This window comes from Sulfitobacter aquimarinus, from assembly GCF_040149565.1.
In the GTDB taxonomy this organism is placed as follows: Bacteria; Pseudomonadota; Alphaproteobacteria; order Rhodobacterales; family Rhodobacteraceae; genus Sulfitobacter; species Sulfitobacter aquimarinus.
The window spans coordinates 1-12,986 of the sequence record NZ_JBEFLO010000005.1; the positions used below are offsets into that span (position 1 = coordinate 1).

The 12,986-nt window shown below is 60.1% G+C and carries 18 protein-coding genes, 1 tRNA gene and 1 pseudogene; 7 read left to right on the forward strand and 13 right to left on the reverse strand.

Translation table 11 applies throughout. The annotated features are described in order from the left end of the window. Positions 1 to 104 precede the first annotated feature (104 nt). Complete coding sequence (locus ABMC88_RS10815) at positions 105 to 1,034, forward strand: tyrosine-type recombinase/integrase (RefSeq protein ID WP_349576900.1); 930 nt, start codon at positions 105 to 107, stop codon at positions 1,032 to 1,034. A 17-nt stretch (positions 1,035 to 1,051) separates the two neighbouring features. Here the strand turns inward: ABMC88_RS10815 and ABMC88_RS10820 are convergent. Then, positions 1,052 to 1,135: transfer RNA gene (locus ABMC88_RS10820), tRNA-Tyr, on the reverse strand. A gap of 165 nt (positions 1,136 to 1,300) precedes the next feature. On the opposite strand from ABMC88_RS10820, the gene rlmB reads away from it, so the two are divergent. The 3 genes from rlmB (at position 1,301) to ABMC88_RS10835 (ending at position 3,076) form a co-directional block, all read left to right on the forward strand. Further along, the gene (gene rlmB / locus ABMC88_RS10825; protein WP_349576901.1) at positions 1,301 to 2,077 is read left to right on the forward strand and encodes a 23S rRNA (guanosine(2251)-2'-O)-methyltransferase RlmB; all 777 of its coding nucleotides are present in this window, start codon (positions 1,301 to 1,303) and stop codon (positions 2,075 to 2,077) included. 71 nt (positions 2,078 to 2,148) lie between these two features. Beyond that, complete coding sequence (locus ABMC88_RS10830) at positions 2,149 to 2,394, forward strand: hypothetical protein (protein WP_349576902.1); 246 nt, start codon at positions 2,149 to 2,151, stop codon at positions 2,392 to 2,394. A 214-nt stretch (positions 2,395 to 2,608) separates the two neighbouring features. Continuing rightward, positions 2,609 to 3,076, forward strand: a complete 468-nt coding sequence (locus ABMC88_RS10835; RefSeq protein WP_349576903.1) for a CoA-binding protein — start codon at positions 2,609 to 2,611, stop codon at positions 3,074 to 3,076. A 76-nt stretch (positions 3,077 to 3,152) separates the two neighbouring features. Here ABMC88_RS10835 and ABMC88_RS10840 read toward each other — a convergent pair whose 3' ends face one another. From ABMC88_RS10840 to hisA, 3 genes are all read right to left on the reverse strand, one after another. Next, positions 3,153 to 3,473, reverse strand: a complete 321-nt coding sequence (locus ABMC88_RS10840; protein WP_349576904.1) for a phosphoribosyl-ATP diphosphatase — start codon at positions 3,471 to 3,473, stop codon at positions 3,153 to 3,155. Next, positions 3,470 to 4,231 (reverse strand): imidazole glycerol phosphate synthase subunit HisF, encoded by a 762-nt coding sequence (hisF, locus tag ABMC88_RS10845; protein ID WP_349577143.1) that lies wholly within the window; start codon positions 4,229 to 4,231, stop codon positions 3,470 to 3,472. Before hisF ends, ABMC88_RS10840 begins: the two co-directional genes overlap by 4 nt. 386 nt (positions 4,232 to 4,617) lie before the next feature. Further along, on the reverse strand, positions 4,618 to 5,334 hold the full coding sequence (gene hisA / locus ABMC88_RS10850; protein ID WP_349576905.1) for a 1-(5-phosphoribosyl)-5-[(5-phosphoribosylamino)methylideneamino]imidazole-4-carboxamide isomerase: 717 nt from the start codon (positions 5,332 to 5,334) through the stop codon (positions 4,618 to 4,620). A 135-nt stretch (positions 5,335 to 5,469) separates the two neighbouring features. Between hisA and ABMC88_RS10855 the strand changes: the two genes are divergently transcribed. Then, the gene (locus ABMC88_RS10855; RefSeq protein ID WP_349576906.1) at positions 5,470 to 5,853 is read left to right on the forward strand and encodes a DUF2147 domain-containing protein; all 384 of its coding nucleotides are present in this window, start codon (positions 5,470 to 5,472) and stop codon (positions 5,851 to 5,853) included. Positions 5,854 to 5,990: 137 nt separating this feature from the next. Here ABMC88_RS10855 and hisH read toward each other — a convergent pair whose 3' ends face one another. Both hisH and hisB read right to left on the reverse strand, forming a co-directional pair. Beyond that, positions 5,991 to 6,629 (reverse strand): imidazole glycerol phosphate synthase subunit HisH, encoded by a 639-nt coding sequence (gene hisH / locus ABMC88_RS10860; RefSeq protein ID WP_349576907.1) that lies wholly within the window; start codon positions 6,627 to 6,629, stop codon positions 5,991 to 5,993. Continuing rightward, positions 6,630 to 7,217 (reverse strand): imidazoleglycerol-phosphate dehydratase HisB, encoded by a 588-nt coding sequence (hisB, locus tag ABMC88_RS10865; RefSeq protein WP_349576908.1) that lies wholly within the window; start codon positions 7,215 to 7,217, stop codon positions 6,630 to 6,632. Positions 7,218 to 7,350: 133 nt separating this feature from the next. Here hisB and ABMC88_RS10870 point away from each other — a divergent pair, with 133 nt between their 5' ends. Further along, positions 7,351 to 7,590 carry an Lrp/AsnC family transcriptional regulator gene (locus ABMC88_RS10870; protein WP_349576909.1) on the forward strand — a complete coding sequence of 80 codons (240 nt, stop codon included), beginning with the start codon at positions 7,351 to 7,353 and terminating at the stop codon, positions 7,588 to 7,590. Continuing rightward, positions 7,590 to 7,922, forward strand: a complete 333-nt coding sequence (locus ABMC88_RS10875; RefSeq protein ID WP_349576910.1) for a hypothetical protein — start codon at positions 7,590 to 7,592, stop codon at positions 7,920 to 7,922. The genes ABMC88_RS10870 and ABMC88_RS10875 overlap by 1 nt, the downstream gene beginning before the upstream one ends. Here the strand turns inward: ABMC88_RS10875 and ABMC88_RS10880 are convergent. The 7 genes and pseudogenes from ABMC88_RS10880 to ABMC88_RS10910 form a co-directional block, all read right to left on the reverse strand. Beyond that, complete coding sequence (locus ABMC88_RS10880; RefSeq protein ID WP_349576911.1) at positions 7,915 to 8,598, reverse strand: aspartate/glutamate racemase family protein; 684 nt, start codon at positions 8,596 to 8,598, stop codon at positions 7,915 to 7,917. The two genes, ABMC88_RS10875 and ABMC88_RS10880, sit on opposite strands and share 8 nt — an antisense overlap. Then, positions 8,598 to 9,911, reverse strand: a complete 1,314-nt coding sequence (locus ABMC88_RS10885) for a TRAP transporter large permease (protein WP_349576912.1) — start codon at positions 9,909 to 9,911, stop codon at positions 8,598 to 8,600. Before ABMC88_RS10885 ends, ABMC88_RS10880 begins: the two co-directional genes overlap by 1 nt. Further along, the gene (locus tag ABMC88_RS10890; RefSeq protein ID WP_349576913.1) at positions 9,908 to 10,234 is read right to left on the reverse strand and encodes a hypothetical protein; all 327 of its coding nucleotides are present in this window, start codon (positions 10,232 to 10,234) and stop codon (positions 9,908 to 9,910) included. The genes ABMC88_RS10885 and ABMC88_RS10890 overlap by 4 nt, the downstream gene beginning before the upstream one ends. A 36-nt stretch (positions 10,235 to 10,270) precedes the next feature. Beyond that, positions 10,271 to 10,525: a TRAP transporter small permease subunit gene (locus ABMC88_RS10895; protein WP_349576914.1), complete on the reverse strand. Its 255-nt coding sequence runs from the start codon at positions 10,523 to 10,525 to the stop codon at positions 10,271 to 10,273. Between the two features lie 154 nt (positions 10,526 to 10,679). Further along, on the reverse strand, positions 10,680 to 11,663 hold the full coding sequence (locus ABMC88_RS10900; protein ID WP_349576915.1) for a TRAP transporter substrate-binding protein: 984 nt from the start codon (positions 11,661 to 11,663) through the stop codon (positions 10,680 to 10,682). A 48-nt stretch (positions 11,664 to 11,711) separates the two neighbouring features. After that, entirely contained in the window at positions 11,712 to 12,539 is an 828-nt protein-coding gene (locus tag ABMC88_RS10905; protein WP_349576916.1) for an NAD(P)/FAD-dependent oxidoreductase, read from the reverse strand. Positions 12,540 to 12,724: 185 nt separating this feature from the next. After that, positions 12,725 to 12,892: pseudogene (locus tag ABMC88_RS10910) on the reverse strand (FAD-dependent oxidoreductase); the annotation flags it as partial. Positions 12,893 to 12,986 lie beyond the last annotated feature (94 nt).

The following is a 12,986-nucleotide window of genomic DNA, read 5'->3' on the forward strand; positions in this document are numbered from 1 at the left end:
TAGCCGCATGAATTCTACGGCTGAGCCCCATTAAAAATGGGGGGATTACCGACCCACAGGAGCTTGATCGCCTTTACTGGGCATGTGAGGCTGGACAGCATACTATGCAGATCGTCAAAAGTCGATACACTTGGAGTGAGTGTATCGAAGCATGGCGATCAGACAGGCAAATTCAAAACAATCTCGCCCCGAGTACCAAGAAGTCGTATCGTCCGCCGATGGAGTCAATTCTCGAGAAGAATGGCGCGAAAAGTCTGAAATCAATCAGTAGACAAGAGTTGCGTGCTGCCCATCAGTCGCTGGCAGATACCCCCAAGAAGGCAGATCGTCTGCTTCAAACGGTATCACTTCTATGGAATTTCGCAGCTTTGCAGCTTGATTGGCCTTTGAGTGAGAAGCCAGCGAAGGGCATCAAGCACTTCGGGAAACAGCGTGAGTTCGAGCCATGGCCCCAATGGGTGGTTGCGGCGCTGGATGAAGCACCATTTCGAGTAAAGGTTTTGGCAAATCTCATCTTGGGAACAGGGCAAAGGCCAGGGGCGGCTGTCGCGATGAGGCGCGATCAGTTTAAAGGTGAATGGATGATTGTCAGAGACGAGAAAGGCAAACAGGAGCTCGAGGTTTACTGTCCGCAGGCGCTCCGTCGGTTCGTCGAAGACATGCCGATTGAAGGGCAGCACCTGCTTTCGAAAAATCTGACAGAACCGATGACCTATCATGCGATTGAGAAGGACTTCAGCGCGTGGCGCCTATCTCTGGGTCGCGACGCAAAAAAGTTCAGCCTTCACGGCCTTCGAAAGCTATCTATTATTCGGCTGGCCGAAGCAGGTGCAAGCGATGCAGAAATTCAGGCAGTCACGGGTCAGAGTGCGGAGATGGTAGCTTACTATCGTAAAAAGGCTAACCGTAGAATGCTTTCGAAATCTGGTCAGGAAAGAGGAGTGAATAGTACACGCACAGAACGGAAGTTCGGACCATACATTGGGACCACCGCAATATCCCTAAAAAGTAAGGGTTTGCAAAAAACGTCGTAAGTGTTTGAAAAAACAAGTGGTGGGCGACCCTGGAATCGAACCAGGCGTGCGTCTCCGCGAGGGAGTTACAGTCCCCTGCCACACCTTGCGGCCTGTCGCCCACTGGCGCGGTGATTACCTGTGGGGGTCCTGTGCGTCAACCACTAAATCAGTCTAAATGCATTGTCGTGTTCGGGGCCGCGTGATGCGCAGGCAGGGCAAGGCTTGGCCTGCGGTGCCCAAAGGGGTAGAGGAGGGGCCAAGCTGCGCAAAATCAGGGGGCCAAGATGAAGAAACCGAAGTGGGTTGTCGAAAAAGAACAGGGCAAAAAAGCGGACGCACGCGAGACGCTTTGGTTGTTTGGCCTGCACGCGGTGCGGGATGCGCTGATGAACCCTGCGCGCACCAAGGTCACCATGATGGTCACACCCAATGCGCTGGCCAAGCTGGAAGAAGCGGTCGCAGCCAGCGGCATTACGCCCGAAGTCGTGGACCCGCGCAAGTTCCGCCCTCCGATTGACGCAGGCTCGGTGCATCAGGGGGTTGTACTGGAGGTCAAGCCGCTGGATTGGGGGCGGATGGAGGATGTGTGCATCGGCGATGCTGCGCCGCGTGTGATCATGCTGGACCGTGTGACTGATCCGCATAACGTAGGCGCGATCCTGCGCTCGGCCGAGGTGCTGGGCGCCTCTGCGGTGATCGGCACGCGCCATCATTCCGCGCCCGAGACGGGGGCGCTGGCCAAAACGGCCTCGGGTGCGTTGGAGCGGCAGCCGTATCTGCGGATCCGCAATCTGGCGGATGGCATCATTGCATTGCAAAAGATGGGTTATCTGGTGCTGGGGCTGGACGGCGAGGGCACGCAGACCATCGAGGAAGCCGTGGCGGGCAAGCGTGACCGTGCCGTGGCGCTGGTGTTGGGGGCCGAAGGGCCCGGCCTGCGTGAAAAGACGCGTGAAACTGTGGATGCTTTGGTACGGATTGACGCGGGCGGCGGATTTGGCTCGCTCAACGTCTCAAATGCGGCGGCAATCGGCCTATATGCTACTAAAGAGCATAACTAAGGAGCGGTGACATCGCCCATTCAACCAAGATCGCCACATGCTGCCATTGCGGCACCCGTGCGCTGCTGCAGATGCAGGCGGGCCAACACACGCTAAGCTGCGGGGCCTGCGGTGCGCCGCTGAACCGGCTCAAGGCGCTGCCTGTAGCAGCCCCTGTCTCCAAGCCTGCTGTGACGCATCAGCCCGTGATGTCCAGCCAGCGCAAATATGCGCAGCCGCAGCGCCCCAAGCCGGTGAAACGGCGCAAAAAGCGCAAGAGCCTGTTGCGCCAGTTTGCCGAAGAAGCCTTTGATCTGGTTGAAGATATCTTTGACTAAGGACCGCATATGGGCGGGACTTTGCCGATCACGCAGCCTTGCCGCGATATTCGGCCATGAGGGGCTTTTATCGCGGTGCAACGCTCCTATGTGTTAAGATGCAAGGACGGGTTGGAACGTCCGCCTTGTGGTTTAGTCCCTGTTCCCACTTTTCACCTCCCCGATCCGTCGGGGAGGTTTTTTTATGCGCTGTTGGGGGCTATAGCTGTGAGCTATGGAATACAGTGACAAATTTTTAAAAGACATCCTGACCTGCACCAAACGGGTGGCGATTGTAGGCGTGTCCGACAACCCCGTGCGGGCCAGCTATTTTGTGGCGCGGTATCTATCTTTGCGCAACTTCGAGATCGTGCCGGTGAACCCAAAGCTGGCGGGGCAACGCCTGTTCGGGGCGACCGTTGTAGGCGAGCTGTCCCAGATCGAGGGGCCCGTGGACATGCTGGACATCTTTCGCCGATCAGAGGCGGTGCCGCAGATTGTCGATGACGGGTTGGCGCATCTGGAGGGGTTGCGCACGATCTGGATGCAGATCGGCGTGCAGCACGCGCAGGCGGCGCAGGTGGCGCAGGAGCGAGGGCTGGACGTGGTTCAAAACCGCTGTCCCAAGATCGAGTATCAGCGGCTGTTCGGTGAACTGCGTATGGGCGGGTTTGCGACAGGTGTGATTTCGAGCAAGCTGTAAACGGTTGTGCGCTACATCCCGTCCTGCGCTCGGAGAGGGTGCGGGATTGAGTTTAAGGGCAAAATAAAGAAAGCGGTTAGCGGCTTGCTTTTTCCGCGATGCCTGATGTGGATTGGCGGGCGCGCAGAATGTTCATAACATCGGCCAGCGGGACATCGCGTGCGGCGAGCATGACCAGCAGGTGATAGAGGACGTCGGCGGCTTCGGATGTAAGGGCGGCTTTGTCGTCTTTGACGGCTTCGATGATTGCCTCGATGGCTTCTTCGCCGAATTTCTCGGCGCATTTTTCGGGGCCTTTGGCCAGCAATTGGGCGGTCCAGCTACTGGTTGTGTCTGCCTCTTTGCGGGCGAGGATGGTGGCGTATAGCGCGTCAAGCGTGGCGTTGGCGTCTGTCATGTCAACCTCATGGGGATGCCCGCGGCGGCCATATGTTGTTTGGCCTGTGCGATGGTGTATTCGCCGAAGTGGAAGATGGAAGCCGCCAACACCGCCGATGCGCCGCCCTTCGTCACGCCGTCAACGAGGTGATCAAGATTGCCAACACCGCCAGAGGCGATCACCGGCATGTTCACGGCGTCCGATATGGCGCGGGTCAGGGGCAGGTTGAACCCTTGTTTGGTACCGTCACGGTCCATGGAGGTGAGCAGTATTTCACCTGCGCCCTTTTTCATCATGGTGATTGCAAATTCCACGGCGTCGATGCCCGTGGGCTTGCGGCCACCGTGGGTGAATATCTCCCATTTGCCGGGGCTGACGGTTTTGGCGTCGATGGCGGCGACGATACATTGGCTGCCGAACTGATCGGCGGCCTCGGCCACCACATCGGGGTTGGCGACAGCGGCGGAGTTAAAGCTGACTTTGTCCGCACCTGCCAGCAGCAGGGCACGGACATCGGCCACTTCGCGCACGCCCCCCCCCACGGTGAGCGGGATATAGCAATGCTCGGCTGTGCGGCGCACCATGTCAAACATCGTACCGCGGTTTTCATGGGTGGCGTGGATGTCAAGAAAGCAAAGCTCGTCCGCGCCGGCAGCGTCATAGGCGATGGCGGCATCCACGGGATCGCCTGCATCGCGCAGGCCGACAAAGTTCACACCTTTGACCACACGGCCATCGGCGACATCGAGACAGGGAATGATACGGGTTTTGAGCATGGCAACCATCTAGCGCTCTGTCGCCTTGGGAGCAAGGGAAACGAAAGGCAATGCGATATGCCCTAGAGCACCTGCGGGTTCGGGATTAAGGATGTCGCCGAGGCAGAACGTGGCCACGGCAAGGAAGAACCCGTAAAATACGACGATGAAAATAGACGTTATGGTGAGCGTTGCTGTGCTATCACTGTAGCGGGTGCAGCCCGTGCAGGGTGCGTGTCAGCTCCGTGACGACCGCCGCCGCAAAGGCGAGCGTCAGGGCGAGTGCCCAAAGTGTCGCGCTGATGCGAGGCCAGCGCGACAAGCCCGAAAGCTGCGTCCGTTTTGCCCAAAGCAGGGCAATGAACGCGACTGCGAGGCCCTGACAAAAGCGGACAGCAGAAAGAAAATTACTTGAGCGCGGACAAAGCCTCTGCCAGATCAATCGCACCATCATAGAGCGCACGGCCCGAGATCGCGCCCTCGATCACGCCTGTGGCCTTAAGCGCCTGCAAATCGGCCAGCGATGACACGCCCCCCGAAGCGATGACTGGGATGTTTACGGCGCGGGCCAGATCGGCTGTTGCCTCGATGTTCGGCCCGCCCATGGCGCCGTCGCGCATGATGTCGGTGTAGATGATCGCGGCAACGCCCGCGTCCTCGAATGATTTGGCAAGGTCGGTGACCATAACATCAGTCTCTTCGGCCCAGCCTTTGGTCGCCACGCGGCCATTGCGTGCGTCGATGCCAACAGCGACCTGACCCGGAAACGCCCGCGCTGCCTCGCGCACCAGATCGGGGTTCTCTACCGCCACGGTGCCCAGGATCACACGGGCAAGGCCTTTGTCCAGCCACGCCTCTATGGTGGCCATGTCGCGGATGCCACCGCCAAGCTGCGCAGGCACCTTGCACTGCTTCAGGATCGCCTCAACAGGGGCGGCATTTACTGGCGCGCCCGCAAAAGCACCGTTGAGATCCACCAGATGCAGCCACGTACATCCCGCATCCACGAACTCTTGCGCCTGCGCGGCAGGATCATCGTTGAACACGGTCGAGCGGTCCATGTCGCCGTGCACAAGGCGCACGGCATTACCGTCTTTGAGGTCGATTGCGGGATAGAGGATCATAGGTTTTGTCCTTGCTGTGGGCCTATGGCGCGGTGTGCCACGGAATGCGCACGGGTGCAACGCGACCCTACGTTAGGCTTGCCTGACAGCCCGCCAATGGGCCAAGCTACGCGTCAGTTCTAGGGAGGAACCTTAATGAGGATGATTTTGACAGCAGCCATCGCTGCGTGTGCTTTCGCAGGGGCGGCACTCGCCGATCCGGCCACAGGCACGTGGAAGACCCAAGTGGACGACGGCGCCTATGCCCACGTGAAGATAAGCACCTGCGGTGCCAAGCTCTGCGGCACCATTGCGCGCACCTTCAACGGCACAGGCGAATATAAATCCGCCAACCTTGGCAAAAAGCTGGTCTGGGACATGGTCCCCGCAGGCGGCGGCAAATACAAAAACGGCAAGATCTGGCAGCCCTCCACGGGCAAGACCTTCAAGTCAAAGATGTCCATGTCCGGCAACACGCTCAAAGTGTCGGGTTGTGTCGGCCCGATCTGCAAAAAGCAAACGTGGAAGCGCGTGAACTAACCCCAGGCGCGAACAGAAGATAAAAGGCGCAGGTGCCAGCTCACCTGCGCCTTTCTTTATTTTGCCCTTAAACTCAATCCCGTCCGCGCACCCCGTGCAGGCGCCCGATATTTGTCACCCCGTCACAACCGCGCTGTTCAAGGCGCCCACTTCAGGAAGTTCGAGATCATGCGCAGGCCGGTGCCTTGGCTTTTCTCGGGGTGGAACTGCATACCGACCATGTTGTCGCGGCCGATCACGGCGGTGACATCGCTGGCGTAATCGACGTGGGCCAACCGTTGCGCCGTGTCCGCAACCGCCATGTGATAGCTGTGCACAAAATAGGTGTGATCGCCCGTCGCCACGCCGTCAAACACGGCATGTGGCGCGTCCAGCACCAGATCGTTCCAGCCCATATGCGGCACCTTGAGCGTCGCATCCGCAGGCGTGATCCGCGTGACTTCACCGCCGATCCAATCAAGGCCGCGGGTGTCCTCATACTCACGGCCCCATGTCGCCATCAGTTGCATGCCGACACAGATGCCAAGGAACGGGCGGCCTTTTTGCTCGACCGCCTCGCACATGGCGTCAAAGATGCCGCTTTTACCTTTCAACGCCGCCATACAGGCAGGAAAGGCCCCGTCACCGGGCAGCACAATACGGTCGGCGGCAGCGACCACATCGGCATCCGCCGTGACGATCACCTCGCCTGCGTCTGCCTCCCGCGCCATGCGTTCAAACGCTTTGTGGGCCGAATGCAGGTTCCCGCTCTCGTAATCAATAATCGCGGTCAGCATTCAAAGCATGCCTTTGGTCGAGGGAATCGCGTCCGACTTGCGGGGGTCTTGCTCCAGCGCGTCGCGCAAGGCACGCGCAACCGCTTTGAAGGCCGCCTCGGCGATGTGGTGGGAGTTGAGGCCATGCAGCTGGTCCACATGCAGCGTGATGCCGCCGTGGGTGGCGAAGGCTTGGAAAAACTCGCGCACCAGTTCGCAATCAAACGTGCCGATCTTGGCGGTGGGCAGATCGACGTTCCACACCAGATAGGGGCGGGCCGACAGATCAAGTGCGGCACGCACCAGCGCGTCGTCCATCGGCAGCAGGCAGGACCCGTAGCGCACGATGCCGCGTTTGTCGCCGACGGCTTGGGTCAACGCCTGACCCAATGCGATGCCCACATCCTCGACGGTGTGGTGATCGTCGATGTGCAGATCACCGCTGCACCGCACGGTCATATCAATCAGCGCGTGGCGCGACAGCTGGTCCAGCATATGGTCAAAGAAGCCCACGCCGGTCTTGTTGTCGTATATGCCGGTCCCGTCGAGGTTGATCTCGACATTGATGTCGGTCTCGGCGGTGGTGCGGGTGATGGTTGCCGTGCGCATGGGCGGGCCTCTCAATAACAAACTCGTGTCCTTATAACAGCGTGCGCGGCTGCGCCAAGGGGCGATGGGGGATTGCGGTGCAGGGGCCTTCGTGAGAGCCTGCATCCAAAGCGATCTACAGGAGCAGCCCCCAATGAGCACATGCGTTTTTATCCAGATCCGGTGTCGCCCCGGCTCCACCTACCGCGTGGCCGAGGCGATTGCCCTGCGCGAGATACATTCAGAGCTGTATTCGACCTCGGGTGATTTTGACCTGTTGATGAAGGTGTATATCCCTGAAACCGAGGACGTCGGGGTGTATATCAACGATCACCTGCTGGACATCGACGGGATCGAACGCTCGCTCACGACGATGACGTTCAAGGTCTTTTGATGCGGGCCTTGGCCCTCGGGCTGGCGCTGGTCGCGACGCAAACCCACGCCGCACAGCGGGTATACGAGGGCGACGAGGCGGCGGCGATCCGCTGTGCCAATATGATGGCCTATACAGGCATCACGCTGAACGGCGCGGGCCTGATGGGCGCGCCCGAAAAAGACGTGCTGGTCGGCATTTCGGTTCTGATCCTAGAGCGCCACGTGAGCGGCACATGGGGCGAGAAGAAGAAAGCGATGGAAGCCATGCGCGACCGCCGCGACGTGGATGCGACATTGGCCGACTACCAGCGCAACGCGCCGCGGTGTTTGTTGCGGTTTCCGATCAACTGACCTGCGGGCCACGAAAACGTGGCGCGATGCTGCCGGGGCAGGTGGCCTCGATCCGTGTTAGAATATCCGTGACGGGCAGACCTGTGGCCGCTTTTATCGCGGCGCGGTAGGGCGGCAGGTTGGTGCATTCCAGAAGGATCTGACGGTGCGCTGGTGTTACGGTGTCGGCCATTAATGCGGTGATCTCGCGGGTGGCGGTCTGCTTGTCCAACTTGTGTAAATTCCCTTCAATCACGCGGCGCAGGTGGTGTGCCTGTGGCAGGCCGATGATGCTGCTGGTATAGGCGCTGTGACGCCCCAGATGCGCCGCACCCAGACGCGTGGCGTCAAAGGTCAGAATACACATCTGTGCGGGCGGCACGCTGTGGTGCAATCCGTCCAGTGCGGTCAATGCAGAGCTGATGAACGGTCTGTCGGTGCATGCGGCAAGATCCGCCTGCCAATACGACAAGAACCCGCAAGAGGTCACGATGATGTCGCCTGTCGCCCGCGCCAGCGCGTCCTCGAACGGGGCAATGTCGATGTCTGCTGGGCGGTCGGTCACGATGCGGCCCACGCTGGCGCCAGCGATGCGGATGATCTGGGGCGGGCGGGCATAGCTTTCGGGCGCGCCGACATCCCCCGCGATGCGAGGGAAATCGGTATCGAGTTGCAGAACAGTGACGCGCGGCGGCATCACCTGACCTGAGAGGCACTGATTTTGTCGGGCAACCACGTCGCGATCTCGGGAAAGGCCACAAGGATCACGACCATCAACAGCATCAGACCGACCATGGGCAGGGCGACCTTGGATATGTAGGAGATCTCGTGTTTGGTCATGCCCTGCAGCACAAACAGGTTGAACCCGATGGGCGGCGTGACCTGCGCCATCTCGACCACCACCACGATGAAGATGCCGAACCATATCACGTCGATGCCCGCCTGACGGATCATCGGCTCGACGATCGCCATGGTCAGCACGACCGAGCTGATCCCGTCAAGGAACATCCCAAGGATGATGTAGAACACCGTGAGTGCTGCGATCAGCGTGATGGGCGACAGGTTCATCTGGTCAATCCATGCAGCCAACGCACGGGGCAGGCCCGTGAACCCCATCGACAGCGACAAAAACGCCGCCCCCATCAGGATCAGCGCGATCATCGCCGATGTCCGCGTGGCCCCCATCAGGCTTTCAAGGAAGGTGCTGAAATTCAGGGACCCTTGGAACATGGCAAGGATGAGCGAGCCAAGCACGCCCACTGCCGCCGCTTCGGTTGCGGTGGCCCAGCCGAAATACATCGACCCGATGACCGCAAAAACCAGCATCAGCACAGGGATCAGAAAGCGCGACTCCGACAGCATGGTGGAGAACGGCATATGCGGCTCGGGCGGGGGGCGCTGATCGGGTTTGACGAAGTGCCAGACCGCGATATAGCCTATAAACAACCCCGCCAGCACAAGGCCGGGAACGATGCCCGCCATGAACAGCTTGATAATGCTCTCGTTAATCGAGACGCCGTAGACGATGAGCGTCAACGACGGCGGGATCATCAGGCCCAGCGTGGCCGCCCCCGCCAACGTGCCGATGATCATATATTCAGGGTAGCCGCGCTTGCGCAGTTCGGGGATGCTCATTTTGCCCACGGTTGTGAGGGTCGCCGCGGAAGAGCCTGAAACGGCAGCAAAAATCGTACAGCCCGCGATGTTGGTGTGCAGCAACCCACCCGGTAGCCAACGCATCCACGGGGCGAGGCCACGGAACATGTCTTGGGACAATCGCGTGCGATAGAGGATCTCTCCCATCCAGATGAACAAAGGCAGCGCGGTCAGGGTCCAGCTGCTGGACGAGGTCCAGATCGTCGTGATCATCGCATCCCCTGCGGGGCGGGTGGTAAACAGCTCAAGCCCCACCCACGCGACACCCATCAGCGCAAGGCCGATCCAGATGGACGAGGCAAGCAGCGTGAACAGGACAAACAGGAAGAAAACGGTTGCATAGGCTTCGATCATTCCACGCCCTCCGAAACGATGGGGTTTTTACCCGTGATAATGGTGCGGTAAAGCGTGTCCCAAAGCGCTACTGCCAATAGGATAGCCCCGATGGACATGGCCAGTTGCGGGATCCAGACGGGTGTATAGACCAGCTTGGACGACGCGTTTCCCATGGCACTCCCCCAATCGCCAACAGGTGTGGCGGGCAGGCTCAGCAAGGTGACCACCCACTCGGGGATTTGGTCCTGTCCCTGCGTGCGGTCATTGAGCATTTCGGAAAAGATGTTCGTCTTGACCGCGAAGCGCGCGAAATAGGTGGCGATCACAGCCGCACCAAGCACGGCAAACAGGTCCAGCCAGCGCGAGGTGTGGCGGTTTCAGTTTAGGATGATCGACACGCGAATATGCGCCCCACGGGTCAACGCATGACACAGCGCAAAGAACGAGGTGGCGGCCATCGCATAGCCCGCAAATTCCGTGGTGCCCGGCAGGGCCACACCGGTCCAGCGGGCGACCATCTGCGCCACGATCAACAGCAGGATCGTCACCATGAAACACGCGGCAATCGCGCCGCTGGCGAAGTAAACGCCATCAAGGATGCGCCAAAGGGGGCGTAATACACGCCCCAGCAAGGGCCGCGCAAAGAAACAGAGCACCCCGAAGGCAGACGGCAAAACAAACAGCCAGACCCAAAGGGGCAGGCCAAGGACTGGTGACCAGTCGCGCGTGGGAAATTCCTTTGGGAAGGGTGGCGCGCCCGCTTGTCGCGTGGCGCGCCAAAGGTCTTTAGTTGGCGGCTTTGAACGCGTCGAGGATGGCCTGGCCGTCTGCGCCCGCAGTTTCCTGCCACTCGGCTGTCATTTTGTCGCCGATGGCTTTCAGCTCTTCCAGAAACTCGGGTGCGGCGTCGGTCACGGTCATGCCGTTTTTGGCCAGCTCGTCAAAATAGAAATCCGACAGCTCGGCCGATTTGGCCGCACAAGATGCCGCCGTTTCATCCGCCGCTTTCATCACGCCCGCTTGGGTGTCGGCATCCAGCGCGTCCCAGGCTTGCTTGTTCGCCACAACATAGTTGCGCGGCAGCCATGCGTTGACTTTGTAATAGTGGCTCAGATGCTCCCACACCTTGCGGTCATATCCTGTCGAGCCGGACGAGATGAACGCGGACGCCACGCCTGTCGCCAGTGCTTGGGACAGTTCCGCCGCTTCGATCTGAACGGGGATCATGCCCAGCTCTTCTGCGAAGGTGGCAGTGGCAGAGTTGTAGGAGCGGAATTTCACGCCTTGGGTATCGGCGGAGGAGCCGACTTCCTTGTTGAAATAGAACCCCTGACCCGGCCACGGGCAGGTATAAAGCGCGACCATGTTCAGGTCAGACAGCTGCGCGTTGACGGTGTCTTTTGCCACAGCCCAAAGCTTTGCGTTGTCCTCATAGGATGTGGCGAGGAAGGGCAGGTTGTCCCAGCCCAGCAGGGGTGCCTCGTTCGCGTGGGCGGACATGAAACGCTCACCGATGTTGACCTGACCGGTCTGCACGGCACGTTTGATATCGCCGCCGCCAAAGAGCGAGCCGCCCGGATGCACGGTGATGTCGATCGCGCCATCTGTGTATTCGCGCACTTTGTCGGCAAAGATCACGCCCTGTTCAGAGTGGAAGTTGGTGGCCGCATAGGCCATGGGCATGTCCCATTTCTCCGCGTGGCCGTCGGCCATGGCGCTTCCCGCAATCAACGCGGCGGTGGCGGCCGTCAGGCCCAGTGTGGTGATCATTTTGATGTGCTTATCACTGATGTTATGGCTCTGATTGCCAATGTGATTTCACGTGTATTTGGCTGGATCAAAGGGGCGCATATCCATGTTCGGATTGCCCCCGCTGATCATGTCCGCAATCATCCGACCCGTTTTCGGCCCCCCTGTCAATCCAACATGCTGGTGGCCAAAGGCACTATAGCTGAGACCGCCAGTGCCATTTGCACCAATCAGCGGCAGGCTATCGGCGGGGGCAGGGCGGTGGCCCATCCACTCGATGACCTCGTCATATTGCACATCGGGCAGCAGTTCGGCCACGCGGGCGCGCAGCATATCCAAGGGCGCCCTTGAGGCAGGCGCCTCCAGCCCGCCTAACTCGATCACGCCCGCTGCACGGATGCGGCCCTGCATCGGCGTCAGCACAAATTTGCCAGAGGCAACCATCATCGGGGCGCGGGGCATGGCCGTAGGGTTTGTCAGCTCGATATGGTAGCCGCGTTCGCTTTCGAACGGGACTTTGACGCCTAGTTTGTGGGCGATTTTGCGCGACCACGGCCCCATGGCAAAGACGATTTTGTCAGCGCGGCGGGGCCCGTCGTTGGTGATCAGCGCGTGGATCGCGCCGTCGCGCATCTGTACATCGGTAATCTCGGCAATTTCCAGCGTGCCGCCCTGGGCGACAAAGTGATCGGCGAGCGCTTTGACATAGGCGCCCGGATCGCTGATGCGGCCATGGTTCTTGCAGCGCACGACGGTGTCGAACGTCTCGCCAAAGATCGGGTCATAGGTGGCATAGTCGCGCCCCGAGACGACCTCATACTGCCCCCCGCCGCGTCGCGTTTGGACCAGCCATAGCTGTCGGCCTCGAACTCGGCGCGGATGGCGTAGCCCAAACAATAATCTTCTGTGGTGACAAATTGGGCGGCGGGGGTATCCGCGCTCAGGGCCTGATGCTGCTCGACACTGTCATGCAGCAGGGCGGACATGGCGGTGGCGTAGGCATCCACATGAGCGTCTGTGGTGTGGCGCAAGTAGTGGCGCAGAAAGGGCAGTAGGCGCGGCAGGTAGGACCAGCGCAAAAACAAAGGCGAGCGGCGGTCGGCCAGCATCGCAGGCGCTTTGAGCGCGAGGCCCGGCGTGGTCACAGGCACCACCGCTCCTGCGGCCAAAACGCCGGCATTACCATGGCTTGTCCCGCTGGCGGGGCCTGTACGCTCAATAACGGTGACGCTGTGGCCTGCGCGTTGCAACCAGATTGCGGTGGAGATGCCGACGATCCCTGCGCCTGCGACAAGTATATGTATGGTGGTCCCCTTCAGCGCGGGCCGTCTACACCAACTGCCC

Excerpts from the sequence above, each read along its gene's own strand:
- ABMC88_RS10815 (WP_349576900.1), top strand. The coding sequence starts at position 105 with ATGCAGATCGTCAAAAGTCGATACACTTGGAGTGAGTGTATCGAAGCA.
- rlmB (WP_349576901.1), top strand. The coding sequence starts at position 1,301 with ATGAAGAAACCGAAGTGGGTTGTCGAAAAAGAACAGGGCAAAAAAGCG.
- ABMC88_RS10830 (WP_349576902.1), top strand. The coding sequence starts at position 2,149 with ATGCAGGCGGGCCAACACACGCTAAGCTGCGGGGCCTGCGGTGCGCCG.
- ABMC88_RS10835 (WP_349576903.1), top strand. The coding sequence starts at position 2,609 with ATGGAATACAGTGACAAATTTTTAAAAGACATCCTGACCTGCACCAAA.
- ABMC88_RS10840 (WP_349576904.1), bottom strand. The coding sequence starts at position 3,473 with ATGACAGACGCCAACGCCACGCTTGACGCGCTATACGCCACCATCCTC.
- hisF (WP_349577143.1), bottom strand. The coding sequence starts at position 4,231 with ATGCTCAAAACCCGTATCATTCCCTGTCTCGATGTCGCCGATGGCCGT.
- hisA (WP_349576905.1), bottom strand. The coding sequence starts at position 5,334 with ATGATCCTCTATCCCGCAATCGACCTCAAAGACGGTAATGCCGTGCGC.
- ABMC88_RS10855 (WP_349576906.1), top strand. The coding sequence starts at position 5,470 with ATGAGGATGATTTTGACAGCAGCCATCGCTGCGTGTGCTTTCGCAGGG.
- hisH (WP_349576907.1), bottom strand. The coding sequence starts at position 6,629 with ATGCTGACCGCGATTATTGATTACGAGAGCGGGAACCTGCATTCGGCC.
- hisB (WP_349576908.1), bottom strand. The coding sequence starts at position 7,217 with ATGCGCACGGCAACCATCACCCGCACCACCGCCGAGACCGACATCAAT.
- ABMC88_RS10870 (WP_349576909.1), top strand. The coding sequence starts at position 7,351 with ATGAGCACATGCGTTTTTATCCAGATCCGGTGTCGCCCCGGCTCCACC.
- ABMC88_RS10875 (WP_349576910.1), top strand. The coding sequence starts at position 7,590 with ATGCGGGCCTTGGCCCTCGGGCTGGCGCTGGTCGCGACGCAAACCCAC.
- ABMC88_RS10880 (WP_349576911.1), bottom strand. The coding sequence starts at position 8,598 with ATGCCGCCGCGCGTCACTGTTCTGCAACTCGATACCGATTTCCCTCGC.
- ABMC88_RS10885 (WP_349576912.1), bottom strand. The coding sequence starts at position 9,911 with ATGATCGAAGCCTATGCAACCGTTTTCTTCCTGTTTGTCCTGTTCACG.
- ABMC88_RS10900 (WP_349576915.1), bottom strand. The coding sequence starts at position 11,663 with ATGATCACCACACTGGGCCTGACGGCCGCCACCGCCGCGTTGATTGCG.